We start from the raw sequence: 24020 nt of genomic DNA, 5'->3' as shown, positions 1-24020 counted from the left end.
ACGCATGACACGTCATTTCAACTTCTGCGCCGGTCCGGCGGCGCTGCCTACCGCGGTGCTGGAGCGGGCCCGCGACGAGATGCTCGACTACCGTGGTCACGGCCTGTCGGTAATGGAGATGAGCCACCGCTCTGCGGAGTATGTTGCCATCGCCGAAAAGGCCGAGGCCGATCTGCGCGAGCTGCTGGCGATCCCCGCCAACTATCGGGTGCTCTTTACCCAGGGCGGGGCGACGCAGCAGTTTGCCGCGGTGCCCTTCAATCTGCTGGGAGGCGGCGGCACCGCCAACTTCGTGGATACCGGCATCTGGAGCCGCAAGGCCATCGCCGAGTCACGCCACCTGTTCGGTGATGCCCGGGTGGCGGCTTCGAGTGAGACCAGCGGCAATACCCGGGTGCCGCAGCAGGGGGAGATCGAGCTCTCCCATGATGCGGCCTACCTGCATGTCACCGCCAACGAGACCATCGGCGGACTCGCCTTCGACTATACCCCGCGGGCGGTGCGTCCGGACGGGGTCGAGGTGCCGCTGGTCTGCGACATGTCCTCGTCGATCCTCTCCGGGCCGCTGGATGTCTCGCGATACGGCGTTATCTACGCCGGAGCGCAGAAAAATATCGGCCCCGCCGGGTTGGTCGTGGTGATCGTGCGTGACGATCTGCTCGAGCGCGCACGCCCCGACATGCCCACGCTGTTTGGCTACAAGACCCTCGCCGAGGGCGGCTCGATGGTCAATACGCCGGCGACCTACAGCTGGTATCTGGCAGGGCTGGTGTTCGAGTGGCTCAGGCACGATATTGGTGGCTTGCCGGCCATGGAAGCCATCAATGCGCGCAAGGCCGCCAAGTTGTATGCCGCCATCGATGGCAGCGAGCTCTACTCCAATCCCATCGCGCCGGCGAACCGTTCACGCATGAACGTCCCGTTCGTGCTTGCCGATGAGCGACTGGACAAGCCGTTCCTCGCCGAGGCCGAGCAGGCGGGGCTCCTCAACCTCAAGGGCCACCGCAGCGTGGGCGGCATGCGGGCCAGCCTTTACAACGCCGTTCCCGAAGCTGCCGTGGATGCACTGATCGATTTCATGGCCGACTTCGAAAATAGAAAGGGCTGAATATCATGAGCGACACCCCCATCGATCTCGATGCGCTGCGTAGCCGCATCGATGATCTGGACAGCCAGCTGCTGACGCTGATGAACGAGCGCGCCCAGTGCGCCCAGCAGGTGGCCCAGGTCAAGACCGCCGAGGATGCCGGGGCGGTGTTCTATCGCCCCGAGCGCGAGGCCCAGGTGCTGCGTCGTATCATGGCGCTCAACAAGGGGCCGCTGGATAGCGAGGAGGTCGCACGCCTGTTCCGCGAGATCATGTCGGCCTGTCTGGCGCTGGAGCAGCCCATCAAGGTTGCCTATCTCGGCCCCGAGGGTACCTTTACCCAGCAGGCGACCCTCAAGCACTTCGGCGAGAGTGCCATCAGCCTGCCGATGGCCGCCATCGACGAAGTGTTTCGTGAGGTGGAGGCCGGGGCGGTTAACTACGGGGTGGTGCCGGTGGAAAACTCCACCGAGGGCGTGATCAATCACACCCTGGATTCCTTCATCGATTCCGGCCTGCGTATCTGCGGCGAGGTGGTGCTGCGAATTCACCATCACCTGCTGGTGGGCGAGACCACCCGGCGTGACAAGGTGTCGCGGATCTACTCGCATCCGCAGTCCTTCGCCCAGTGCCGCAAGTGGCTGGATGCCCACTATCCCCAGGCCGAGCGGGTGCCGGTCTCCTCCAATGCCGAGGCGGCACGCCTGGTCAAGACGGAGTGGCACAGCGCGGCAATTGCCGGCGACATGTCGGCCAAGCTCTATGGTCTGACCCGCCTGGCCGAGAAGATCGAGGACCGCCCGGACAACTCCACGCGATTCCTGATTATCGGCAATCAGGATGTGCCCATGTCCGGCGACGACAAGACCTCGATCGTGGTGGCCATGCGCAACCAGCCCGGAGCGCTGCATGATCTGCTCGAGCCCTTCCATCGCCATCAGATCGACATGACACGTCTGGAGACCCGTCCCTCGCGCAGCGGCGTGTGGAACTATGTCTTCTTTATCGACTTCAAGGGGCATCACGAGGAGCCCCGGGTTGCCGCGGTGCTGGAGGAGGTGCGCCTGCGCGCCGCCGAGGTCAAGGTGCTGGGGTCCTACCCCGTCGGCGTGCTCTAGGGCATGGCATCGATGGTGACGCGTAAGCACGAGGAGTCTTGCATCCTGATCGTCGGTCTTGGCCTGATCGGGGGCTCGCTGGCCGCCGCCCTGAGAGCCAGTGGCTACGGTCGTCGCGACAGCGACGATCTCGGCGGCTTCGGGCCGGCTGAGCAAATCGTCGCCTGTGATCCGGATCCGGACGAGATCCGGCGCGGCCTCGAGATGGGGTTGATTGATCGCGGTGATACTCGCCTCGAAAGGATGGTCGACGGTGCTTCGCTAATCGTGCTGGCCGTGCCGGTGCTGGCCATGCGCAGCGTGATGGGTGAGCTGGCCCGCTATCTGGGTGACGCAGCCGGCGACGTGGTGATCACCGATGTGGGCAGTACCAAGGCAGCCATCCGCGACTGTGCGCTGGAGGTCTTCGGCCGGATGCCGGCCAACCTGGTGCTCGGCCACCCCATTGCCGGCTCCGAAAAGAGCGGTGTGGCGGCGGCTGATCCCGAACTCTATATCGGCCACAAGGTGATCCTCACGCCCGAACCGGATACCGACCCCGAGGCGCTGGCCCGCGTACAGGCACTTTGGGGCGCCTGTGGTGCCGACGTGCTGGAGATGGGGGTGGAGCGCCACGATCAGGTGCTGGCTCGCACCAGCCACCTGCCGCATCTGCTGGCCTTCTCGCTGGTGGACACGCTGGCGCGCCAGGATGAGCGTCTGGAGATCTTTCGTTATGCCGCCGGTGGTTTTCGTGACTTCACGCGTATCGCCGGCAGCGACCCCGTCATGTGGCGTGACATCTTTACCGCTAATCGTGATGCCGTGCTCGCCTCCCTCGATGACTTCGAGGCCGGCGTGGCACGCCTGCGTGATGCCGTGGAGCGTGGTGATGGTGACGCCATGTTGGCGATCTTCGATCGCGCCAGCCATGCTCGGCACTACTTCGAATCCCTGCTCAACAAGACCAGCTATCAGGCGGAATATCAGATGCAACAGCAAGGTAATCTGCGCTACCGGATGAGCCCCGGTGGTGCCGTGGTCGGGCGCATTCGTGTTCCCGGTGACAAGTCGATCTCTCATCGCTCCATCATGCTCGGCGCCCTGGCCGAGGGAGTCACCGAGATCAAGGGGTTTCTGGAGGGAGAGGACAGTCTGGCGACCCTCCAGGCATTCCGCGAGATGGGGGTGGCCATCGAGGGGCCATATCAGGGGCGAGTCACCGTCCATGGAGTCGGCCTGCACGGCCTCAAGAAGCCCTCAGGTCCCCTGTATGTCGGCAATGCCGGTACCGCCATGCGCCTGTTCGCCGGGCTGTTGGCCGGTCAGGCCTTCGATACCGAGCTCACCGGCGATACCTCCTTGACCAAGCGTCCCATGAACCGGGTGGCCGACCCGCTGCGCCTGATGGGGGCCGAGATCGACACCGCCGAGGGGGGGCGACCGCCGCTGCAACTCCATGGTGGTCGTGCGCTCAAGGGCATCACCTACGACATGCCCATGGCCAGTGCCCAGGTGAAGTCCTGCCTGCTGCTCGCCGGCCTGTATGCGGAGGGGGAGACACGGGTTAGCGAGCCGGCCCCGACCCGTGATCACACCGAGCGGATGCTGGCCGGGTTCGGCTATACGGTGCACCGTGATGGGGGTACCTGCTGGCTCTCCGGTGGTGGTCGTCTCACCGCGGCGCCCATCGATGTGCCCAGCGATATCTCCTCGGCGACCTTCTTCCTGGTGGCCGCGGCGATAACCCCGGGTTCGGACCTGGTGCTTGAGCATGTGGGCATCAACCCGACTCGTATCGGCGTGATCAATATCCTCAAGTTGATGGGGGCAGATCTGCGCCTGGAGAACGAGCGCGAGGTAGGGGGGGAGCCGGTAGCCGATCTGCATATCCGCCATGCGCCGCTGCAGGGCATCGATATCCCACTGGAGCAGGTGCCCCTGGCCATCGACGAGTTTCCGGCGCTATTTATTGCCGCGGCCAATGCCCGGGGAACCACGCGTCTGCGCGGCGCGGAAGAGTTGCGTGTCAAGGAGTCCGACCGGTTGCAGGCGATGGCCGACGGGCTGGCCGCCATCGGCGTCGAGCACACTCTCTATCCCGATGGCATCGATATCGTTGGTGGAGGCAATGCCGAGGGTTCCAACTATGGTGGCGGCCGTATCGACAGTCTCGAGGACCATCGCATCGCCATGTCGTTCGCCATCGCTGCGCTGCGAGCGAGCGAGGAGATCATCATCGATGACTGTGCCAACGTGGCTACCTCCTTCCCCGGGTTCGTCGACCTGGCACGCAAGGTCGGACTGACACTCACGGAAGAGAGCGGCGAGGAGGGGGCATGAGCGATTCCCAGACCAATCTCCAGGCGCCAGTGTTGACGATCGATGGCCCCGGTGGAGCCGGCAAGGGCACCATCAGCCGCCTGGTGGCTGAGCGCCTGGGCTGGCACCTGCTCGACAGCGGCGCCCTCTATCGACTCACGGCGCTGGCTGCCGGCAAGCATGACGTGTCCCTGGATGATGAGGCGAGTCTCGCCGAGGTGGCGCGCCATCTCGAGGTGATGTTTGTCGCCGAAGGCGGCACCACCCGGGTGATGCTCGAGGGCAGCGATGCCACCACCACCATCCGTACCGAGCAGGTGGGGGATGCGGCCTCCCGTGTGGCGGCGCTGCCGGGGGTCCGCGAGGCATTGCTGAGCCGCCAGCGCGACTTCCGCCAGCCCCCGGGGCTGGTGGCCGATGGCCGTGATATGGGCACCGTGGTATTCACCGATGCGCCTCTGAAGATATTTCTCACCGCGAGTGCCGAGGAGCGAGCCCATCGTCGCCAGGCTCAGTTGCGGGAGGCCGGTGTGGGTGCTAGTCTATCGAGTCTTTTGAAGGAGATTCAGGCGCGCGACGCCCGCGACATGCAGCGCAGCGTGGCGCCACTCAAGCCGGCAGAAGATGCCATCACGCTTGATACCACGCGCCTGACGATACCGGAAGTGGTGGATCGGCTGACGGAGCTGCTGACCCAGCGTGGTCTGCTCCCCGACGCCTGAAACTCCCTTGCGGCGCCCCCGGCAGCATGTGATGACGTGGCTCGGCACCGTTTGCCGAGAGCTGAGCCAGGTCGAACCAGCGCCAACATCTCCGGGGGTTTGGTGAATAAGGCCCGCACTCGCTGGTGGTGCGGAGGAAGCGACTCCGTCGCACTTTAACGTTGATCACGTAGGAACATCATGAGCGAAAGCTTTGCTGAACTTTTTGAACAGTCTCTCCAGGACATCAACATGGAGCCGGGCGCCATCGTCGTGGCTACCGTTGTCGACATCGAGGGTGACTGGGTTACCGTCAATGCCGGCCTGAAGTCCGAAGGTCAGATCCCCTCGGCCCAGTTCCGTGACGAGAACGGTGAGCTGGCCATCGCCGTCGGTGACGAGGTCCACGTCGCCCTGGAAGCCGTTGAAGACGGTTTCGGCGAGACCCGCCTGTCCCGCGAGAAGGCCAAGCGTGCCGAAGCGTGGAAGGTGTTGGAAGCTGCCTTCGAGAAGGACGAGATCGTCAAGGGCGTGATCAACGGTAAGGTCAAGGGTGGCTTCACCGTCGATGTCGACTCCATCCGTGCCTTCCTGCCGGGCTCCCTGGTCGACGTGCGTCCGGTGCGCGACACCACGCACCTCGAGAACAAGGAACTCGACTTCAAGGTCATCAAGCTTGACCCGAAGCGCAACAACGTTGTCGTTTCCCGTCGTGCCGTCCTCGAGGCCGAGAACAGCGCCGAGCGCGAGGCCCTGCTTGCGACTCTGCAGGAAGGCCAGCAGATCCTGGGTATCGTCAAGAACCTCACCGATTACGGCGCCTTCGTCGATCTGGGTGGCGTCGACGGTCTGCTGCACATCACCGACATGGCCTGGAAGCGTATCAAGCATCCGAGCGAGATCGTGGCCGTGGGTGACGAGATCAGCGTCAAGGTCCTCAAGTTCGACCGCGAGCGCAACCGTGTGTCTCTGGGTCTGAAGCAGCTGGGCGAGGATCCGTGGGTCAACATCAAGGATCGTTACCCGGAAGGCACCAAGGTTCACGCCACCGTCACCAATCTCACCGATTACGGCTGCTTCGCCGAGCTGGAAGAGGGTGTCGAGGGTCTGGTTCACGTCTCCGAGATGGACTGGACCAACAAGAACATCCATCCGTCCAAGGTGGTGCAGGTCGGCGACGACGTGGACGTCATGGTACTGGATATCGACGAGGAGCGTCGTCGTATCTCCCTGGGTATCAAGCAGTGCACTGCCAACCCGTGGGAGACCTTCAGCGCCACGTACAACAAGGGCGATCGCGTTGCCGGTACCATCAAGTCGATCACCGACTTCGGTATCTTCATCGGTCTGGAAGGCGGCATCGATGGCCTGGTGCACCTCTCCGACATCTCCTGGACCGATACCGGCGAAGAAGCGGTTCGCCAGTTCAAGAAGGGCGACGAGGCCGAGGCCGTGATCCTCTCCATCGATCCGGAGCGTGAGCGCATCTCCCTGGGCATCAAGCAGCTGGATACCGATCCGGTCGCCGAGTTCCTGGCGGTCAATGACAAGGGTACTGTGGTTACCGGTCGTGTGATCGAGGTCGATGCCAAGGAAGCTCAGGTCGAGCTGGCCACCGATGTCGTTGCCGTGCTCAAGGCCTCCGAAATCAGCGCCGACCGCGTCGAGGATGCTCGCAACGTCCTCAACGAGGGTGACAGCGTCGAGGCTCGTATCATCGGTGTGGATCGCAAGAACCGCCAGATCAACCTCTCCATCAAGGCCAAGGATCAGGACGACACTCGTCAGAACCTGAAGAAGCTGCGTGAAGAGGCTCCCGAGAGCGGTGGTCCGACCACCATCGGTGACCTGATCAAGCAGCAGATGGGTCAGGACTGATCGGATAACGCTTTCCGATCCGCCAAGACCGCCGCCCTCCGGGGCGGCGGTTTTTTTGTACGAGATATTTCCCTCTCTCGATGCTCGAAATAGTGGGCGAACTTCAGTCTCTCGGAGTCTATGCCGAATAGTGGTGCCATGAACTCGTAAAGTTATTCGCCAGGGAGAGTTCATCATCTTGGTGTTTTATCTTTGCCACTACTGCTGAGTTTGAGTGTGGGTGGAAGTGTTTAATTGCGCTAACTTGCACAGGCTAATCAATTCAACCAGACTATTGCCAAGGATTGATCTTAGCGCGCATAATATACATCCCTTGCATCCTGTCGTAATTTCCAAGGAAACTTCCCATGTCTCTTCTTAACGAATATATGCAGATGGAGCAGCAGTTGAAGGAGCTCCAGGCCAATCTTGATAAGCTGCAAAATGATAAGCGCCTACAGAGCGAGCTCGAGTTCAAGGAAAAGCTCGAGTCGCTGATGAAGGAGTATGGCAAGAGTGCAGCCGAGGTCATTGCACTGCTCGACCCCAAGCCGGCAACTTCCGGGGCTAAGGCGGCGTCAACCGCTTCCACCGGCACGCGTCGCAAGCGTAAGCTGAAGATCTACAAGAATCCCAATACCGGAGAAGTTGTCGAGACTCGCGGTGGTAACCAGAAGACTCTCAAGGCGTGGAAGGATGAGTTTGGTTCCGACACCGTCGAGTCCTGGCTGGTGCGTGTCGAAGACTAGTTCTCTGGCGTGAATGGCAGAGAGCGGCTCTTGCGAACGGCGCCTGTGGGCGCCGTTCGTGTATCCCGCCACCAGGCCGAAGTCTGCTCTTGAACGGGAGAGCGAGCCGCCAGGCTGGAGTCATTCCCTAGGGCTGGCTGTGGCGTGTGGCGCATGATGGCTTTAGCGATTGCGCTGAATGCGAGTATAATCGATGCTTCTCCAATCGGGCGGTGTGCCATGCACACCACATTCAGCCCGCTTAAAGATGACCACCAATGAAACAACAGACACCACGCAAAGCCATGGGTGAGCGCGATAAACTGCGCCAGTTCCGGGAACTCGACGATGCCTTTGCCGAGGCACTGCGCGCGCTGGACGCCACTCCGGCGGCCGAGCCTGCTTCCGAACTGACGCTGGAGCCTTCCGACGCAGAGGATATGGCTCGGACGACAACGGCCCCCGAAGAGTTTGAACAACGACTCGAGGCACTGATGGCGGAGTATGATTTCTCGTCACAGCGTGTCAAGGAGCTGCTGGAAACCCTGCAGCACTTCGAGTCGGATACCTGAAGGCATCACGCCTCTCGGGTGGAAAGCTCAAGCGCCGTGATACGCTCCAGCGCCTGATGGCGATGATGACCGCACAGTTCGGCGTCATAGTCGAATAGCCGGCAAACAGCCGGCCGAGAGGGATCCCCGAACAGTCGGCAAAGGTTGTGCTCGTCCAGCTGTACGCAGCGTGTCCCGGCCGGTTTGCCCTCCGGCATGCCGGGTATGGGCGAGGTGATCGAGGGGGCGATACAGCACGCCCCGCAGCCGGGGCGACACCCCGGCGACTCCTGTTCATATGGCATGATGTTCTCCTCGCGACTGGGGAGCGGCTCGCTATGGCCGGGCCGTGGCCACCGCGCCCTTGTCGACACCCTCGAAGGCCTGCACGCGAGTCGCTCGACCGGTTTCCTGGCTGATCTCGTCGGCTAGCCACGCGGCGATATGCTCCACCGTGGTCGGTGCTCGGCAACACCACGCAGCGCTCCCGAGGCAGGGTCAGCGTGAAGTGACCCTGTTCGGCGGTGTAACGGCTGGTCAGCCTGCCGAGAGAGGTGGCGCCCGGCCCCTCGGCCACGTCGGCCGTGTCCACCAGGTAGCGATCCGACAGGCGCGAGGCCCAGTCGGCTTCGAGCGCCGGTTGGCGCCGCCCATCCTGCCAAATGTACAGTCTCGAGCGATGGCCGTGGGCGATGCGCTGGCAGTTGCCTGCATGGCGCCTGAGGCCATGGCTATAGGTGTAGCTTGCCCCCTCGATGGTCTCTTTGCGCAGTGTCAGTCGAATGGCCTCAACCCGCGGTGGTGGCTCGTGCGACAGCTCGGCGGCCAGCTGCTCGGCCAGTCGGCTCGGGGTGATCGTATCCCAGGGCAGCAGGGTGAAGGCCTGGCGAGGGCCACGGACCTCCATGGCATAGGGGCTCTCGGTGCGCACACAGAGCCCCTCGTCGCAATCGTTCACACTGATGCCGGGGGCTTCGGTGGGTACCAGCAGGGTGTGGTCGGCACCCTGGTCGAGGCGCGACTTGATCCACGGCTTCACCTCGCCGAAGTCGAATAGCATGCCATCCTCGCCGAGCTCGCCATCGAGCTCGGCATCCACGGACCAGGTGGCGCCGATCAGGCCCCGGTTGGGACACCACAGGGAAACATCGAGGTGGGTGAGATGGTTGACGAACAGTGTCATCAGTCGATCCCCGCAATCTTGTGGGTCTGCAGCGACAGCCGCCACTGTGGGTTGGCCAGGCAGTAGGCCACGGTCTCGGCAAGGGTATCGCCGACATCTCCTTGGGGAGCGGTGTCCATGGGCTGCAGGAAGAAGTGCCGGAAGCCCAGGTCGACAAACTGTTCGGGCAGCGCCTCGGCCTGGGGATAGACCAGCTTGAGCTCGTCGCCTGAGGTCTGAACGAGCGGGACGGTGCCCTTGGGGCTGACGCACAGCCAGTCGATGCCAGGTGGCGCCGGCAGGGTGCCGTTGGTTTCCACGGCGACATCGAAATTGCGGGCATGCATGGCGGCAATCAGGGAGTTGTCGAGTTGCAGCAGCGGCTCGCCTCCGGTAAAGATCACCTGCGGTGTGGCCGTGCCGGGGGCGTCCGGCCACAGGGCGGCCAGATGGTCGGCCAGCGCCGAGGCCGAGGCGAATCGACCGCCGTTCTGACCATCGGTGCCCACAAAGTCGGTATCGCAGAAGCGGCACATTGCCCGGGCCCGGTCCTCCTCGCGACCCGACCAGAGGTTGCAGCCGGAAAAGCGGCAGAAGACGCTGGCGCGACCGGCCTGGCCGCCTTCGCCCTGCAGCGAGTAGAAGGCCTCCTTGACCTGATACATCAGTGATCTCCTGTGGCAGAGCGTGGGGCCGACGAGACGGCGGGGTCGGGTTGCTGATCAGCTGCGCCGGAGCTGGGGTGCTGAGAGTCGGCGTCGGAGACGCGCCGTTGGGAGTAGCTCAGCGGATCGCGCACCCCATTGGCGGCGAAGGCCGCCAGGCGCTCCCGGCAGCTGCCGCAACGCCCGCAGGCCAGGGCTTCGCCCCGGTAGCAGGTCCAGGTCTCGGCGTAGTCGAGCCCCATGGCCAGGCCATCGGCGAGGATAGCGGCCTTGTCGTGGTGCAGGTAGGGCGCATGAACGGCGATCGGGGTGAAGTGGGCGAGGCCGGCCACGGCCTGCATGGCCGCGACGAACTCGGGTCGGCAGTCCGGGTAGAGCACGTGGTCGCCGCCATGGGCACCGTAGTCGACCCGGTCGGCGCCGATGTTCACCGCCTTGGCGATGGCCAGCGAGAGCAGGATCATGTTGCGGTTGGGTACCACGGTGTCCTGAAGGCTGGTCTCTTCGTAGTCGGCCTCCGGTAGCGTACGGCTGGCATCGGTCAGAGCCGAGGCGTCGATCAGGCCATGGATGGCGGTGATGTCGACCACCTGATGGGGCACGCCGAGCCGCTGGCAGACCCGGCGGGCGACCTCGAGCTCGCGGGCATGGCGCTGGCCGTAATCGAAGGAGAGGGCGTGTACCCGGCGGCCCTCGCGTAGGGCTCGGTGCAGCACGGTATAGGAGTCCATGCCACCGGAGTAGATCACCACGGTGGCCGGGGAGTCGGGTTGGGTCATGAGGATACCTGATGAGTCGGAGAATTTGTCCGTCCCGTCGCACCATCTATCGGGCGCGTCGGGACCTTGGCCGGGGTCCGGTCCGGAAGGCCGCCTAGTCTACGCAAGCCAGGGGATTCTGGCCAGAATCGGCGTGAGTTGCTAAACTTTCGCGCCTTTCATCCCCTTGCATCCCTGCGGCCAGGCGCCGTCGAGGATGCCATCGTCCTGACAACGGTGATCCCCATGCAAGCCCCTGAACTGCTGTCCCCCGCGGGCACCTTCAAGAACATGCGTTACGCCTTCGCCTATGGCGCGGATGCGGTCTATGCCGGCCAGCCGCGCTACTCGCTGCGCGTACGCAACAATGATTTCAAGCTCGATAACCTGCACAAGGGCATTGCCTATGCGCATGAGCGGGGCAAGCAGTTCTACGTGGCCTCGAATATTGCGCCGCATAACAGCAAGCTGAAGACCTATCTGCGCGATATGGAGCCGGTGATCGAGGCCGGACCGGATGCGCTGATCATGTCCGACCCTGGGCTGATCATGATGATTCGCGAGCGCTGGCCCGAGCAGGAGATTCACCTCTCGGTGCAGTCCAATGTGGTCAACTGGGCGGCGGCGCGCTTCTGGCAGCAGCAGGGGATCAGCCGAATCATTCTCTCTCGCGAGCTGTCGCTCGAGGAGATCGCCGAGATCCGTGCCGAGTGCCCCGATCTCGAGATCGAGACCTTCGTGCACGGTGCCCTGTGCATCGCCTATTCCGGTCGCTGCCTGCTCTCGGGCTACTTCAATCACCGCGACCCCAACCAGGGTACCTGCACCAACGCCTGCCGCTGGCAGTACAACACCGTGGCGGCGGCCCACGACGAGACTGGCGACCTGGTGCCGGCCAACTCGGCCGCGGCCCATGCCGCCAGCGGTGTCTGGACACCGGGCCAGGGGGGCGGCCAGGGCGGGTTGATCGCATCGGGCGGTGGCAGCGCGCGCCACAGCACGGCCACGGCCGGTGGGATAGAGGGGCAGGATGAGCTCTCGGCCCTGATCGAGGATGCCACACGCCCCGGTGAGCTGATGCCGATCTTCGAGGATGAGCACGGCACCTATATCATGAACTCCAAGGATCTGCGCGCCGTGCAGCACGTGCCGCGGCTCACCGAGATGGGCGTCTCCTCGTTGAAGATCGAGGGGCGCACCAAGTCCCACTACTATGTGGCGCGCACCGCCCAGGTCTATCGTCGGGCCATCGATGACGCCGTGGCGGGCCGTCCCTTCGACATGCGTCTGATGGATGAACTCGACAACCTCGCCAACCGCGGCTACACGGAGGGCTTCTATCGCCGTCATGTCCACGACGAGTACCAGAACTATGAGCGTGGCAACTCGGTGGGGGTGCACCAGCAGTTTGTCGGTGAGGTGATCGGCTACGACCCCGACCGCGGCGTTCTCGAGGTCGACGTCAAGAACCGCTTCGAGGTGGGGGATGGCATGGAGCTGATGTTGCCGGGTGGCAATCGTCGTTTCGTCCTCGAGCATATCGAGAACAGGCGCGGTGAATCCGTCGGCGCAGCCCCCGGTTCGGGTCATGTGGTGCGGATCCCGGTGCCTGGCGAGGCGATCGCCCCGGAGCGAATCGAGTTTGCGCTGCTGATGCGCGACCTGGGCTGACGGGAGACTGCTGGGGTAAGAGTTTGTCGGCGTCATACCGGTGAGAGACGATGCGAGCCCACCCCTTTTTCCAGGGGGTGGGCTCGCGGCGTATATGGCGGTCACCCGGCTGGGATGTCACCCCTTGCGTAGTGAGGCGTTGAGGTGGTCGACCACCTCGGCCCAGTCGGCATCCTCCTCTATCGCTTCGCGCAGGAACTCCGCCTGTCCTTCGTTCCAGCAGGCGGCATCGGGCAGGGCCGTCTCCTCGGGGATGGGGGCGTGGCGGTCGATAAAGCGCTTGATCGAATCGGGATCAGAAGCGAGCCCGAGCTGCTCGAAGAGTTCGCTGAAGGGGTGGTCGGGATGTTCCATGGTGGCGTCCCCGGCTGGGTCAGTGGGGCGGTCAGCCGATGGTGACCGCGAAGCATGCACCCCCACCATAGCCATTTGTCGCGGCCTCTGCCTGAAGCGCGTCAACGCTCCTGAGTAGGTGGCTCTAACGCTCCCCCACCAGTGGCGCAAGGAAGCGACGTCGCCGCTCGGCATCCTCCAGTGGCTGGGCGAGCAAGTGAACCAGCTTGGTCAGGGCCGCCTCCGGAGTCATGGTGCCACCCGCCAGCACCCCGGCATCGGTGAGCCCCTGGCCGGCGGCATAGTCCCCCGGACGGACGGTGCCATGGGGGCACTGGCTGATGGCGACGATCAGTTTGCCGCCAGCGCTGGCTCGGGTCAGCTGTTCCAGCAGGGCAGGATCGTCGGGCAGGTTGCCGGCTCCCCACACCTCTAACAGGGCCCCCTTGAGGCGTGGGTCGTTGAGCCAGGCCGCCAGCTGCCGGGTGCTGATGCCAGGCCACAGCGCGATACGCGCCACGCCGCCGTCGCCAAGTGGCGCATAGTCGGGTAGCTCAAAGCGTGGCGCGATCTCCTCCTCTCGGGCGAGGCCATGCTCAGGGGCAAGGCCATGTTCGGGATAATGCCTGGCGGTGCCTGCGATCAGCTCGCCTAGCAGTGGGGCGTTGGGGCTTTCGAAGGCGATGGCATCGCGAGTATGCCACTTGCGGGCACACGCGCCACGCAGCAGCCTTCCCCCGAAGGCGATGGCAACCTCCTGGAGCACCGGGTTGGCGGCGAAGCGCAGTGCCAGGGCGACGTTTCCCGCGGCGTCGCTGTCGGGCGCCTCCAGGGGCTGCATGGCGCCGGTGAGCACTACGGGGCGGTCGATGCCCTGCAGCTGGTAGGCGAGACTCGCGGCGCTCCAGGCCAGGGTATCGGTGCCGTGAAGCACCACGATGCCGGGATGGTCACGGTAGCGGGCGGCGATGATCGCGGCCAGTCGCGACCAGTCGGCGGGGGTGGCCGCGCTGGAGTCGATGGGGTTCGATAGGGAGAGCAGCTCGTAGGCGGGCAGTTCGGCGAGGGTGCCCCCCGGCAGGCCCTTCAGGGCGCGTGCCAGGCGGGCTTCGATATTGCCGCCCGGGGCCAGTCCTCTGGGCGTCTCCTGCATCCCCAGGGTACCGCCGGTGTAGATCACCAGCAGGGGGCGAGGCCGTCGGGAGTCAGGCATGCTCATGGGCAGCTCCAAAGTGGCGTGTGGCCGATATCATGGCGGCACAGGGGCATGATCAGAGCGTCTGGTCGCTATCGGGTGACCACCTGGCCATCATTGTCGATCTCCAGGCGGCGGTTGCGACCGGCAAAGAGGGCAAAGGTGGCGGCTAACGCACAGATCGCCAGCAGCACGCCGGTGATGATGCCAAGCCCCAGGTCGAGCTGAAGCATCACGCCCACCCCCAGCGGACCCATGGCAGCCAGGGTGTAGCCACCGCCTTGGGCCAGGCCGGAGAGCTTGCCGGCCAGGCGCGAGTTGCCGGTGCGCAGTACGATCAGCGTCAGGGCGAGACTGAAGCTGCCCCCCTGACCCAGACCGAGCAGGACCACGCCGATCCAGCGCAGTGAGGATGCGCCCTGCAGCAGCAGCCAGAACCCCGAGGCGACCAGAGCCAGTACCAGGAGCAGGACGGGACGCTGATCCCGGCCCAGGCGTGCCAGCCAGGGGGCGGCCAGGGCGGCCGGCAACTGCACCATTACCGAGGCACCCATCATCCAGCCGGCCTCGGCTTCACCGTAGCCACGGGCCACCAGCAGGGTGGGAAGCCAGCCAAAGACGATATAGGCCAGGGATGACTGCAGCCCCATCATCAACATGACCTGCCACGCCAGGGGCTGGGTCAGCACCGCGCGCATCGAACCGCCGCCGCCGGGCAGCGCCGTTTCATCGCGGCGGGGAGCCAGGGTCTGCCAGGCCACCAGGGCGATGAGCGCCAGCGCCGACCAGCTGGCAAGCCCCAGATGCCACGCGCCCAGCCAGTCGGCCAGAGGAATGCTCAAGCCCGCTCCTAGGGCCCCGCCCAGGCACAGTGCCATGGTGTAGACGCCTGTCATCAGATCGGCCCCCGCGGGGAGCTCGCGCTTGACCAGCGCCGGCAGCAGGGTGCCAGCCACCCCGATGGCGGCACCCGCCATCAGCGTGCCGATAAAGAGCGTGGCGACGACGGGAATGCCTCGCAGCGCCAGTCCCACGGCCAGCAGTATCAGCCCGGCGGCCAGAGCCCGCTCGGGTCCCAGTCGCTTGGCCAGCCAGGGGGCCATGGGGGCAAACAGCCCCAGGCAGAGAACCGGTAGCGTGGTGAGGGTGCCGATGGCCAAGGGCGACAGCCCCGTGTCCTGCTGGACACGAGTCAGTACCGGGGCCAGAGAGGAGAGGGCGGGACGCAGATTGAGTCCCACCAGCACCATCAGGGAGATAAACAATCCCAGGCTGAAGGTGGAGCCCCGCCTATCCGCGGTCATGGCGCCACTCCCTGGTCTGCTTGGGTCGCAGTCTCAGGCGCTGCTCTTCTCTGCGGGGTGCCAGGAGAGGATGCTCCTCGCTTTGGTTCTCGGGCCGAAAGACCACCCTGCCAAGATGGTGGGGCATCTCTTGTTTCACCTGGCGCAGGATATCGGTGACATCCTCCGCACTGACCAGTGCGCCGCCACCGTTTAGCGGGTCGGGCTGGGCCACCAGGCGACCCTCGAAGAGCCAGCAGCGCTGGGGAACCTGGGCGATCTGCCAGTCGCGTCCCTGCCAGCGGGCCCGGCCATCAGGCAGCAGTTGCAGCTCATCCAGCGGCACAAGCGCCTGGAAGAGTCGGGCGTTGAGCACGGCTCGACCACCAGTGGCCATGGTTACGGGGCCCGTGTAGCGAGACTCGGCCAGCGCGTTCATTACCGCCTTGCGATTCGGCTTGGCGGGCAGTGTCGCACGACCACAAAGATGCAGCAGGTCGTGGTCGACCTGCTTGATAACCCAGATATCAATAGATTGCTTGCCAAACAGATGTTTGAGCATGGTTGAGTGACATTGTCAGGGGAGTGGGGGTATATTCACATATTGTGATGCTGTCTGCTACCGCCGGGTCAGGCCTGCTGACGGCCGCCGCCACTGCCTCCGCGGCGCCGGCGACGCGTGCCCGCTGGCTGTTCGGCGCCACGGCTCTGCGCCTGCCTGCGGTTCTGGCCACCGCCACCGCGATTCTGGCCATTTCCGCCGCGTCCACCACCGCCACGACGATTGCGGCCGTTTTCGATGGGCTCCGGCTTGGCATTGGGGTCGGGCTCGAAGCCGGGCTCGATGCGCTTTTCGAGGTCGCGCTTGATCAACCGCTCGATGCCCTTGAGCAACCCATGCTCGTCGACGCAGACCAGCGACACCGCCTGGCCTTCGCTACCGGCACGGCCGGTGCGGCCGATACGGTGGACATAGTCTTCGGCGACATTGGGCAGCTCGAAGTTGACCACGTGGGGCAGCTCTTCGATATCGAGGCCGCGGGCGGCGATGTCGGTAGCCACCAGCACCTGCAGGTCGCCGGTCTTAAAGGCGGCCAGGGCCTTGGTGCGCGCGGACTGGCTCTTGTTGCCATGGATCGCCATGGCCGGGATCTCCTGCTTGGAGAGCTGTTCGGCCAGACGGTTGGCACCGTGCTTGGTGCGGGTGAAGACCAGTACCTGATGCCAGTCGTGCTCGGTAATCAGGTGGGCCAGCAGCTCGCGCTTCTTCTCGCGGTCGACACGGTAGATCGTCTGGTCGACGAGCTCGGCGGTGGTGTTGCGGCGAGCGACCTCGATCATCTTGGGATCATCGAGCAGCTTGTTGGCCAGCGCCTGGATCTCGTTGGAGAAGGTCGCCGAGAACAGCAGGTTCTGGCGCTTCTCGGGCAGGACCCGCAGGATCTTCTTGATATCGTGAATGAAGCCCATGTCGAGCATGCGGTCGGCTTCGTCGAGCACCAGAATCTCCACCTTCGACAGGTCGACGTGTTTCTGCTGCTGCAGATCGAGCAGACGCCCGGGGGTGGCAACGAGCACATCGAGGCCCGGGCGGATGGCATCGACCTGGGGCTGCTGGCCGACGCCGCCGAAGATCACGTGGCTCTTCAGGGTCAGCAGGCGACCATAGTCGGCCACGCTCTCGCCCACCTGAGCGGCCAGCTCACGGGTCGGTGTCAGCACCAGGGCGCGCACCTGGCGCTTGCCGGGACGTGGGCCGTCGGCCAGGCGCTGAAGCATCGGCAGGGTAAAGCCGGCGGTCTTGCCGGTACCGGTCTGGGCGCTGGCCAACAGGTCACCGCCCTTGAGCACGGCTGGGATCGCCTGCTGCTGGATGGGAGTCGGGGTGGTGTAGCCTTGTGCCTCGACGGCGTTCAGCAGTTCGGCACGCAGGCCGAGTTCGGAAAAGGTCATGCGGTCTCCGCAGAACACCTCGGCCGTGCCGCGCGATCGTGCGCAGCCAGTCCCGGGCCGGGGTGTGAAAGATTCGGGGTCATGGCGCGGCAGGAGGGACTCGCTGATGTGCCGCGACGCGCATTATGCCAGATTCCGGGCTTGGGCGCAGCTACTCTTGTCGGCGTGTGCTGCGAACGGCCGCGGCGAGCTCGTCGGCCGCGCTGTCCCACCCTCGGCCCAGGGCGCGGACCAGCGCAGGATAACCATCGGCCTCGAGGACGTTTTCGATCTCCAGGGGCTGCATCGCCAGCAGGCTCCCGTCGGCGGCATGCAGACGCCAGCGGCCGCCGATGACGGCCCGGCCATCATGACGCCCCTGGAAACGGTCGATCTCCAGCGCCAGGCGCAGGGCGTGGGTCTCGCGGGGGGCCGTGCCATCGAGCAGTACTCGGGTATCGGGAAGCCGCTGCGCCAGGCGGTCGCGCAGGCCGCGTTGCAGCTGCTTGCCGAGGGCTTCGGCCCATTGATGACCGCGGGCTTCCACCAGGGTGATATCGTCGATCTGCATGACGATGCCCTCGACATCCAGGTAGTCGGCGAGTCGTGGCGTGGCAACCTGCAGCTGATAGCGCGATTCAGCTCGCGCCGCACCCTGCCGAGCGGTCTCTGGCAGGGTGGCTTCTGGCAGTGTGTAGCGCTCGGGCGCGGGCTTGCTGCTGGCGCACCCCCCCAGCGTGCCAGCCAGCAGCAGGGGGGCCAGGGCGGCACCAATCCATCTTCTTGCCATCATTACAAGCTCTCCATACAGGCTCTCCAGGCGGTGGGTGGTCACTCTCGTGGTGCGCGCGGCACGGGGTCCTCGGCATCCAGGCTGTCGAACAGCAGGGCACGCGGGTTGTCGGACAGCGTTCTGGCCACCGGCTGGAGGTCACGCAGCAGCCGCTCCAGGCGCTGGCTGACGGTCACCAGCTCCTGGTAGGCCGATGACTCGGGCGAGAGTCCCTCCAGGGTGGTGCGCAGCCCCTCCAGGGTGGCATTGAGGTTGGCCGGGGCCTCGCGGGTTCCGGGGGCTTCCACCAGCTCCCTCAGGGAAGCGGAGAGCGTGCGTACCTCCTCGAGCATCGCCTCTGAGGCATCGAGATTACGGTCGAGGCCCTCCAGCAGGGGCTCCACCTCCAGATCGTTGAGCTTGGCCAGCAGACTGGTGATCTGGGACTCGATCAGCGCGAAGCCGCCGGACGTGGTGGGGAAGACACGCTGCTCGGCGAAGGTGAGCGGTGCATACTCCTCCTCCAGCTCGCTGTGGAAGTTGAGGTCCACGAACAGCGCCCCGGTCAGCAGGTTGCCGCTCTTGAGGCTGGCACGCAGCCCCAGCTCGAAGAAGCGCTCATACCGTTCCCGCCACTCGTCGATGTCGACCGCCTGGTTTTCGATGCCCAGGCGCTGGGGCTCGATGCGGATCAGTACCGGAATGGCGAAACCATTGCGACCGCCGGGCTGCTCGGCGGTAAAGTTCCAGGGCACGGCGGCCACGGTACCCAGGCGCACGCCGCGAAACTCCACCGGCGCTCCCTTGGTGAGACCGCGAACGGAGTCGTCGACCAACAGCACGTATTCCAGATAGCGGTTGAAGGTTCCCTGGCGTGCGGTGTCCTCGTCGGGATAGAGGGTGAAGGTCGTGTCGGCGGCCACCGTGCCGCCCAGCGGCAGGTCCTCGGGAATGCCGAAGGTGACGCCACCACCGAGCAGGGCCTCGAAGGATTCGACATTGACCCGAAAGCCTTCGGAATCCAGACGCAGGTCGATGCCGCTGGCCGACCAGAAGCGAGTGCTGTCGGTCACCAGGCTGGCGTAGGGGGCCTCAATAAAGACGCGATGCTGCATGCGCCGGGTGGTGGCGTCGAAATTGGCCTCTTCCACGCGGCCCACGGTGTAACCCTGGTAGGTGACCGGGTCACCCACCCGCAGCGAGTTGCCCAGCTGGCTGATCAGGTTGATGCGCAGGCCGGCGGCCCCGGCGGGTGCCACGGGCGGCTGGTCGCTCACCTCGAACTCGCGCGCCTCGATCTCGCTTTCGCCCGGCTGCAGCTGAATATAGGCACCGGACAGCACGGTGTTCAGGCCGCTGATGCCTTCGCGCCCCACTCGCGGCTTGACCACCCAGAACTGGCTATCCTCGACCAGCATCGCCTCGTTGTCCGGTCCCATGCGTGCGGTGATGACGGCGGTAGAGAGGTCCTCGGAGAGGTGCACCTGCTCGACCCGGCCTACCTCCACATTGCGCGTCTTGATCAGGGTGCTGCCCGCCTCGATGCCCTCGGCGTTGCTGATGGTCAGGGTGATCTGCGGGCCACGACTACGATAGTTGTCGTAAACCAGCCAGGCACCGATCAACAAGGCGACGATGGGCACGATCCAGATCGGTGAGACGCGTGCCTGGGGCGTTGCCCGGGCATGGTGCTGTGGGGTGGAGGCGTCATCGTGGCGCTGTGTCTCTTCACTCATCCAGAGCTTCCTTCAGGGTGTCGTCCATGGAGGGCGGCCGAGATGCCGTTGTCTCAGAGGGCGTCGGCGAGTCCCAGATCAGTCGGGGGTCGAAGGTCATGGCGGCCAGCATGGTGATCACGACCACGGCGCCGAAGGCGAGGGCGGCGGGCCCCGGCTCGATGGACATCAGCGTGCCGGCGCGAATCAGCGCCACCAGGATGGCGACCACGAAGACGTCGATCATCGACCAGCGACCGATGAATTCGGTGACTCGATAGAGCCGTGTGCGGGCCGCCGCATTGAGCTCGCTGCTGCGCCTGACCATCAGGCACAGCCAGGCCAGGGCCACCAGCTTGCCGACCGGCACGATCACGCTGGCGATGAAGATGACGGCGGCGACCGGCCAGGAGCCCATGCCGATCAGCTCGACGACTCCGCCGACAATCGTCGAGGGGGAGCTATGTCCCAGGCTGGTGGTGGTCATTATCGGATAGACATTGGCCGGGATATACATGATCGACGCACCTGCCAACAGCGCCCAGGTGCGTTGCAGGCTATATGAACGCCGGGCATGCAGTGTCTCGCCGCAGCGCTCACACTGGCCATGACCAGCGGCATCGAGGCGGCCGACCAGCCCACAGGTGTGACAGCCGGTGAGGTCCTGAGGAGCCGCGGTCTCGCCGGTGCGGGCCCCCTTCGGCGCACGCGGCTCGCCGGCCAGCGAGAACCACATCCAGTCGGCATCCAGCGACTGGGTGGTCAGCAGCAACAGGAGGGCGAAGGCGCAGAAAGACCAGAACGACACGCCGAGGTCGATTTCAGCCATACCGGCGATCTTGATCAGGCTCACCAGGGCGCCAATGATAAAGACATCGGCCATCATCCAGGGCGTGAGGTGTGCCAGGGAGCGCGCGATCGTTCGGCTGGCCGGTAGCGGGGTGTCGCGTAGCAGCCCAAGCTGCAGCCAGATCACCCCGGCCAGATAGATCGCAGGCAGTACCACGATGGTCAGGATCACGGCGCCGCCCACTATCGGCTGGTGGAATCCGATCAGAGTCGTGGCGGTCTGGGTCAGCTCGATGCGATTACCGATGCCCCCCACACTGAAGCTGAGGAAGGGAAACGCCAGGGCCAGGCCCAGAGCCATCAGGGCAGCCAGCGCCAGGGCCAGGCTGCGCTGGACGGGGCGAAAATGGCGGGTCACCAGGGTGTGATGGCAGCGTGGGCAGTCGGCCTTCTCGCCGGGGCGTAGTGGTGGCAGGGCGACCAGCCAGTCGCACTCCTGGCAGGCACGCAGGCGACGGCGTGCGCGACTCTCCGGTGGCATGCGCTCGACACGTGGTGCCTCACCCTGCAGCAGCGGCGGGGTGGCCAGGCGTTGGCGAAGAGGAATTGAGGGCGTGGCCAAGGGGGCTGATCTCTCCTGGGGCGCGGCTTCACTCGAAGGGCGGCGCAGGCGTACACTGCGCCGGGCCATGGGCTGACGGAAAGTGTGACACGTCACCACGGGCACTGCCATTTTTCAACATGCACATATGAATGTAACGGGAACGAGACGATGATCCTACCCGCGGTGGCGGTAGTGGCGGGACTGATCCTGCTGGTATGGAGCGCCGAACGCTTCGTCGATGGTGCGGCGGCAACCTCGGGCCGCCTGGGGTTGTCGCCGCTGCTGATCGGCATGCTGGTGATCGGCTTCGGCACCTCGGCGCCGGAGCTGGTGGTCTCGGCGCTGGCGGCAGGGCAGGGCAACCCCGGGCTGGCGCTGGGCAACGCCTACGGCTCCAATATCGCCAATATCGGTCTGATCCTGGGGCTGGTGGCGCTGATCGCGCCGCTGACGGTGCACTCCTCGGTGGTGCGTCGCGAACTGCCGGTGCTCGGCGTCGCGACACTGCTTTCGGCGTTGTTGATGTGGGGAGGCGTCATCGGTCGTCTCGAAGGGGTCTTGCTGTTGGTCCTGCTGGCCGCCTTCATGGGAGGGAGCATCTGGCGTGCCCGTCACGAGGTCTCGGATCCGCTGGCCGCCGATACCGAGGAGAGCCTGACGGTTCACCCCATGAGCCTGAAGGCGGGCCTGATCTGGACCGGTATCGGCCTGGTGTTGCTGGTGGTCAGCTCGCGAGTCCTGGTATGGGGCGCCGTGGCCATCGCCCAGGGCCTCGGGGTCAGCGACCTGATCATCGGGCTTACCGTGGTGGCGGTGGGCACGTCGCTGCCGGAACTCGCGTCATCAATCAGCGCGCTGCGTCGCAACGAGCATGACCTGGTGCTGGGCAATGTGGTGGGGTCCAACCTCTTCAATACCCTCGGGGTCGTGGGCCTGGCGGCGGTGATTCATCCCATCGAGGTGGGCTCCGAGGTGCTGCTGCGCGACTGGAGCCTGATGACCGTCATGACTATTATGCTGGCGCTCTTCGCCATGGGCTGGCGAGGACGAGAGGGGTGCATCAACCGCCTCGAGGGGACGACGCTGCTCGCGATGTTTCTGGGGTACACCGGTTGGATGGTGAACCTGGTGGTTAGCGGCGGGGGTGGCTGATCCCCCGGCTGCGACAATGCGACACCCCTCGCCAAGGCTCCCATGCTGTCGGGTCGTTGGTGAATGAGCGTATGCTGATAGGAAAACCGAGTGGGTATCGGTGGCCGGCTGATCGCGGCCCTCGTTTCACTCGGGCCTGCTAGGCTTTGACTGACCCTTGGTGTCCAGGAGGCGTGCATATACGCACCCCCTTGTGACCTTCTCGAGTTACCAGCGTAACGAGGCAAGCGCCATGGAACTGGATCCTCTTCTGCTGTCGCGACTACAGTTCGCCTTTGTGGTCTCCTTTCATGCCATCTTCCCGGTGTTCACCATCGGCCTGGCATCCTACATTGCCGTGCTCAACGGCCTCTTCTACAAGACGGATCATCCCGCCTGGGACCGCCTCGCGCAGTTCTGGACCCGAGTCTTTGCGGTGGTGTTCGGCATGGGCGTGGTATCGGGCATCGTCATGTCGTTCCAGTTCGGTACCAACTGGAGCAACTTCTCCTATGCCACCGCCAACTTTATCGGACCGATGCTCAGCTATGAGGTGGTCACGGCCTTCTTCCTGGAGGCGGCCTTCCTCGGGGTGCTGCTGTTCGGGCGTGGCAAGGTGCCCCAGGGGGTGCACCTGTTCGCCGCGATCATGGTAGCGCTGGGCACCTTCATCTCGTCGTTCTGGATTCTCTCCGCCAATAGCTGGATGCAGACCCCGGCCGGCGCGGAGCTGATCGATGGCCGCTTCCATATCACCGACTGGTCGGCGGCGATCTTCAACCCGTCCTTCCCCTGGCGCTTCTCCCACAAGGTGATGGCATCGTTCGTTACCGGTGGCTTTGTGGTGGCGGGCGTCAGCGCCTGGTACCTGCTGATCGGCCGCGATGTCGAGGCCAACCGCCGTGCGCTCTCCATGTGCCTGTGGCTGCTACTCGTGCTGACACCCGCCCAGGCGGTGATCGGCGATTTCCACGGCCTCAACACCCTGGAGCACCAGCCGACCAAGGTGGCCGCCATGGAGGGCAACTGGGAGACCGATACCAATGTGCCGCTGCTGCTGGCTGCCTGGCCCGACCAGGCGGCCCAAGATAATCGCTTCGAGATCGGCATCCCCAACCTGGCCAGCCTGATCCTGACTCACCATGTCGATGGCGAGATACCGGGCCTCAACGAGGTGCCGGAGGATGAACAGCCGACGGTATGGCTGGTGTTCTGGTCGTTCCGGGTCATGGTCGGCCTGGGCGTGCTGATGATCGGTGTCTCCCTGGTGGGGCTGTGGCTGCGTCGCGGCGGCCGCCTCTATCGGCAGCGAGGTTACCTGCAGGTGCTGAGGCTGATGAGCGTAACGCCCTTTGTCGCGGTGCTGGCCGGATGGTTCGTGACCGAAACGGGCCGCGCGCCCTGGCTGGTCTACGGACTCATGACCCACGCCGAAGGGGTCACCCCGTCACTGACCGGGGGCATGGCACTGTTTACCCTGATCGGGTACATGACGGTCTATGCGGTGGTGTTTGCCTGTGGCCTCTACTATCTCACTCGCGTGGTGCGACAGGGCATGCTGCCCGCTTCGGGTGACGATGCCGACCCTTCGCCTCATGCCAAGCGGCCCTTCTCGGCAGCCAATGCCCGCTTCGATGACGATGCGGCCCCAACCTGGAGGCAGTGAT

Annotated in this window: 21 protein-coding genes and 1 pseudogene; 10 read left to right on the top strand and 12 right to left on the bottom strand. The window is 64.8% G+C overall.

The window, feature by feature from the left end; genetic code table 11:
* Nucleotides 1–4 precede the first annotated feature (4 nt).
* From serC to Q0894_RS07525, 7 genes are all read left to right on the top strand, one after another.
* On the top strand, nucleotides 5–1108 hold the full coding sequence (gene serC / locus Q0894_RS07555; protein WP_299233162.1) for a 3-phosphoserine/phosphohydroxythreonine transaminase: 1104 nt from the start codon (nucleotides 5–7) through the stop codon (nucleotides 1106–1108).
* 5 nt (nucleotides 1109–1113) lie between these two features.
* A complete protein-coding gene (pheA, locus tag Q0894_RS07550; protein WP_161422634.1) occupies nucleotides 1114–2205 on the top strand; it encodes a prephenate dehydratase in 1092 nt (363 codons plus the stop codon).
* A gap of 12 nt (nucleotides 2206–2217) precedes the next feature.
* Entirely contained in the window at nucleotides 2218–4527 is a 2310-nt protein-coding gene (locus tag Q0894_RS07545) for a bifunctional prephenate dehydrogenase/3-phosphoshikimate 1-carboxyvinyltransferase (protein ID WP_299233160.1), read from the top strand.
* Entirely contained in the window at nucleotides 4524–5228 is a 705-nt protein-coding gene (cmk, locus tag Q0894_RS07540) for a (d)CMP kinase (protein ID WP_299233158.1), read from the top strand. The genes Q0894_RS07545 and cmk overlap by 4 nt, the downstream gene beginning before the upstream one ends.
* A 180-nt stretch (nucleotides 5229–5408) precedes the next feature.
* Nucleotides 5409–7085, top strand: a complete 1677-nt coding sequence (gene rpsA, locus Q0894_RS07535; protein ID WP_299233155.1) for a 30S ribosomal protein S1 — start codon at nucleotides 5409–5411, stop codon at nucleotides 7083–7085.
* Nucleotides 7086–7432: 347 nt separating this feature from the next.
* Entirely contained in the window at nucleotides 7433–7813 is a 381-nt protein-coding gene (locus tag Q0894_RS07530; protein ID WP_299233152.1) for a histone-like nucleoid-structuring protein, MvaT/MvaU family, read from the top strand.
* Between the two features lie 257 nt (nucleotides 7814–8070).
* A complete protein-coding gene (locus Q0894_RS07525) occupies nucleotides 8071–8364 on the top strand; it encodes a hypothetical protein (RefSeq protein WP_299233149.1) in 294 nt (97 codons plus the stop codon).
* 5 nt (nucleotides 8365–8369) lie between these two features.
* Here the strand turns inward: Q0894_RS07525 and Q0894_RS07520 are convergent, their stop codons facing one another.
* The 4 genes and pseudogenes from Q0894_RS07520 to queC all read right to left on the bottom strand — a co-directional run bounded on the left by Q0894_RS07520 (nucleotide 8370) and on the right by queC (nucleotide 10949).
* Nucleotides 8370–8648 (bottom strand): YkgJ family cysteine cluster protein, encoded by a 279-nt coding sequence (locus Q0894_RS07520; RefSeq protein WP_299233146.1) that lies wholly within the window; start codon nucleotides 8646–8648, stop codon nucleotides 8370–8372.
* Between the two features lie 31 nt (nucleotides 8649–8679).
* Nucleotides 8680–9526: pseudogene (locus Q0894_RS07515) on the bottom strand (6-carboxytetrahydropterin synthase).
* A complete protein-coding gene (queE, locus tag Q0894_RS07510) occupies nucleotides 9526–10170 on the bottom strand; it encodes a 7-carboxy-7-deazaguanine synthase (protein WP_299233143.1) in 645 nt (214 codons plus the stop codon). Before queE ends, Q0894_RS07515 begins: the two are co-directional and overlap by 1 nt.
* Complete coding sequence (gene queC, locus Q0894_RS07505) at nucleotides 10170–10949, bottom strand: 7-cyano-7-deazaguanine synthase QueC (protein WP_299233140.1); 780 nt, start codon at nucleotides 10947–10949, stop codon at nucleotides 10170–10172. Before queC ends, queE begins: the two co-directional genes overlap by 1 nt.
* Nucleotides 10950–11174: 225 nt before the next feature.
* Between queC and yegQ the strand changes: the two genes are divergently transcribed.
* Nucleotides 11175–12599 (top strand): tRNA 5-hydroxyuridine modification protein YegQ, encoded by a 1425-nt coding sequence (gene yegQ / locus Q0894_RS07500; protein WP_299233137.1) that lies wholly within the window; start codon nucleotides 11175–11177, stop codon nucleotides 12597–12599.
* A 117-nt stretch (nucleotides 12600–12716) separates the two neighbouring features.
* Here yegQ and Q0894_RS07495 read toward each other — a convergent pair whose 3' ends face one another.
* The 8 genes from Q0894_RS07495 to Q0894_RS07460 all read right to left on the bottom strand — a co-directional run bounded on the left by Q0894_RS07495 (nucleotide 12717) and on the right by Q0894_RS07460 (nucleotide 21159).
* The gene (locus Q0894_RS07495) at nucleotides 12717–12953 is read right to left on the bottom strand and encodes a DUF2789 domain-containing protein (protein WP_195687158.1); all 237 of its coding nucleotides are present in this window, start codon (nucleotides 12951–12953) and stop codon (nucleotides 12717–12719) included.
* A 124-nt stretch (nucleotides 12954–13077) separates the two neighbouring features.
* Nucleotides 13078–14151 carry an asparaginase gene (locus tag Q0894_RS07490; RefSeq protein ID WP_299233130.1) on the bottom strand — a complete coding sequence of 358 codons (1074 nt, stop codon included), beginning with the start codon at nucleotides 14149–14151 and terminating at the stop codon, nucleotides 13078–13080.
* Nucleotides 14152–14219: 68 nt separating this feature from the next.
* Complete coding sequence (locus Q0894_RS07485; protein ID WP_299233127.1) at nucleotides 14220–15431, bottom strand: MFS transporter; 1212 nt, start codon at nucleotides 15429–15431, stop codon at nucleotides 14220–14222.
* Complete coding sequence (locus tag Q0894_RS07480; RefSeq protein WP_299233125.1) at nucleotides 15418–15972, bottom strand: hypothetical protein; 555 nt, start codon at nucleotides 15970–15972, stop codon at nucleotides 15418–15420. The genes Q0894_RS07485 and Q0894_RS07480 overlap by 14 nt, the downstream gene beginning before the upstream one ends.
* 68 nt (nucleotides 15973–16040) lie before the next feature.
* Nucleotides 16041–17363 (bottom strand): DEAD/DEAH box helicase, encoded by a 1323-nt coding sequence (locus tag Q0894_RS07475; protein WP_299233122.1) that lies wholly within the window; start codon nucleotides 17361–17363, stop codon nucleotides 16041–16043.
* 151 nt (nucleotides 17364–17514) lie between these two features.
* Entirely contained in the window at nucleotides 17515–18135 is a 621-nt protein-coding gene (locus Q0894_RS07470) for an ABC-type transport auxiliary lipoprotein family protein (RefSeq protein ID WP_299233120.1), read from the bottom strand.
* Between the two features lie 38 nt (nucleotides 18136–18173).
* Nucleotides 18174–19850, bottom strand: coding sequence for an intermembrane transport protein PqiB (gene pqiB, locus Q0894_RS07465; protein WP_299233117.1), 1677 nt, complete (start codon nucleotides 19848–19850; stop codon nucleotides 18174–18176).
* The gene (locus Q0894_RS07460) at nucleotides 19843–21159 is read right to left on the bottom strand and encodes a paraquat-inducible protein A (RefSeq protein WP_299233207.1); all 1317 of its coding nucleotides are present in this window, start codon (nucleotides 21157–21159) and stop codon (nucleotides 19843–19845) included. The genes pqiB and Q0894_RS07460 overlap by 8 nt, the downstream gene beginning before the upstream one ends.
* A 231-nt stretch (nucleotides 21160–21390) precedes the next feature.
* Here Q0894_RS07460 and Q0894_RS07455 point away from each other — a divergent pair, with 231 nt between their 5' ends.
* Together Q0894_RS07455 and Q0894_RS07450 are read left to right on the top strand one after the other, a co-directional pair.
* Complete coding sequence (locus Q0894_RS07455) at nucleotides 21391–22374, top strand: calcium/sodium antiporter (RefSeq protein WP_299233114.1); 984 nt, start codon at nucleotides 21391–21393, stop codon at nucleotides 22372–22374.
* A gap of 232 nt (nucleotides 22375–22606) precedes the next feature.
* Nucleotides 22607–24019 carry a cytochrome ubiquinol oxidase subunit I gene (locus tag Q0894_RS07450; protein WP_299233111.1) on the top strand — a complete coding sequence of 471 codons (1413 nt, stop codon included), beginning with the start codon at nucleotides 22607–22609 and terminating at the stop codon, nucleotides 24017–24019.
* The last annotated feature ends 1 nt before the right edge of the window (nucleotide 24020 follow it).

This window comes from uncultured Halomonas sp., assembly GCF_947501415.1.
GTDB lineage: Bacteria > Pseudomonadota > Gammaproteobacteria > Pseudomonadales > Halomonadaceae > Halomonas.
The sequence above is the reverse complement of the archived record's forward strand: the minus strand, read 5'-3'. Positions and strand labels throughout refer to the sequence as shown.

Coding starts and splice junctions, on each gene's coding strand:
- serC (WP_299233162.1), top strand. CDS start 5: ATGACACGTCATTTCAACTTCTGCGCCGGTCCGGCGGCGCTGCCTACC.
- pheA (WP_161422634.1), top strand. CDS start 1,114: ATGAGCGACACCCCCATCGATCTCGATGCGCTGCGTAGCCGCATCGAT.
- Q0894_RS07545 (WP_299233160.1), top strand. CDS start 2,218: ATGGTGACGCGTAAGCACGAGGAGTCTTGCATCCTGATCGTCGGTCTT.
- cmk (WP_299233158.1), top strand. CDS start 4,524: ATGAGCGATTCCCAGACCAATCTCCAGGCGCCAGTGTTGACGATCGAT.
- rpsA (WP_299233155.1), top strand. CDS start 5,409: ATGAGCGAAAGCTTTGCTGAACTTTTTGAACAGTCTCTCCAGGACATC.
- Q0894_RS07530 (WP_299233152.1), top strand. CDS start 7,433: ATGTCTCTTCTTAACGAATATATGCAGATGGAGCAGCAGTTGAAGGAG.
- Q0894_RS07525 (WP_299233149.1), top strand. CDS start 8,071: ATGAAACAACAGACACCACGCAAAGCCATGGGTGAGCGCGATAAACTG.
- Q0894_RS07520 (WP_299233146.1), bottom strand. CDS start 8,648: ATGCCATATGAACAGGAGTCGCCGGGGTGTCGCCCCGGCTGCGGGGCG.
- queE (WP_299233143.1), bottom strand. CDS start 10,170: ATGTATCAGGTCAAGGAGGCCTTCTACTCGCTGCAGGGCGAAGGCGGC.
- queC (WP_299233140.1), bottom strand. CDS start 10,949: ATGACCCAACCCGACTCCCCGGCCACCGTGGTGATCTACTCCGGTGGC.
- yegQ (WP_299233137.1), top strand. CDS start 11,175: ATGCAAGCCCCTGAACTGCTGTCCCCCGCGGGCACCTTCAAGAACATG.
- Q0894_RS07495 (WP_195687158.1), bottom strand. CDS start 12,953: ATGGAACATCCCGACCACCCCTTCAGCGAACTCTTCGAGCAGCTCGGG.
- Q0894_RS07490 (WP_299233130.1), bottom strand. CDS start 14,151: ATGAGCATGCCTGACTCCCGACGGCCTCGCCCCCTGCTGGTGATCTAC.
- Q0894_RS07485 (WP_299233127.1), bottom strand. CDS start 15,431: ATGACCGCGGATAGGCGGGGCTCCACCTTCAGCCTGGGATTGTTTATC.
- Q0894_RS07480 (WP_299233125.1), bottom strand. CDS start 15,972: ATGCTCAAACATCTGTTTGGCAAGCAATCTATTGATATCTGGGTTATC.
- Q0894_RS07475 (WP_299233122.1), bottom strand. CDS start 17,363: ATGACCTTTTCCGAACTCGGCCTGCGTGCCGAACTGCTGAACGCCGTC.
- Q0894_RS07470 (WP_299233120.1), bottom strand. CDS start 18,135: ATGATGGCAAGAAGATGGATTGGTGCCGCCCTGGCCCCCCTGCTGCTG.
- pqiB (WP_299233117.1), bottom strand. CDS start 19,850: ATGAGTGAAGAGACACAGCGCCACGATGACGCCTCCACCCCACAGCAC.
- Q0894_RS07460 (WP_299233207.1), bottom strand. CDS start 21,159: ATGCCACCGGAGAGTCGCGCACGCCGTCGCCTGCGTGCCTGCCAGGAG.
- Q0894_RS07455 (WP_299233114.1), top strand. CDS start 21,391: ATGATCCTACCCGCGGTGGCGGTAGTGGCGGGACTGATCCTGCTGGTA.
- Q0894_RS07450 (WP_299233111.1), top strand. CDS start 22,607: ATGGAACTGGATCCTCTTCTGCTGTCGCGACTACAGTTCGCCTTTGTG.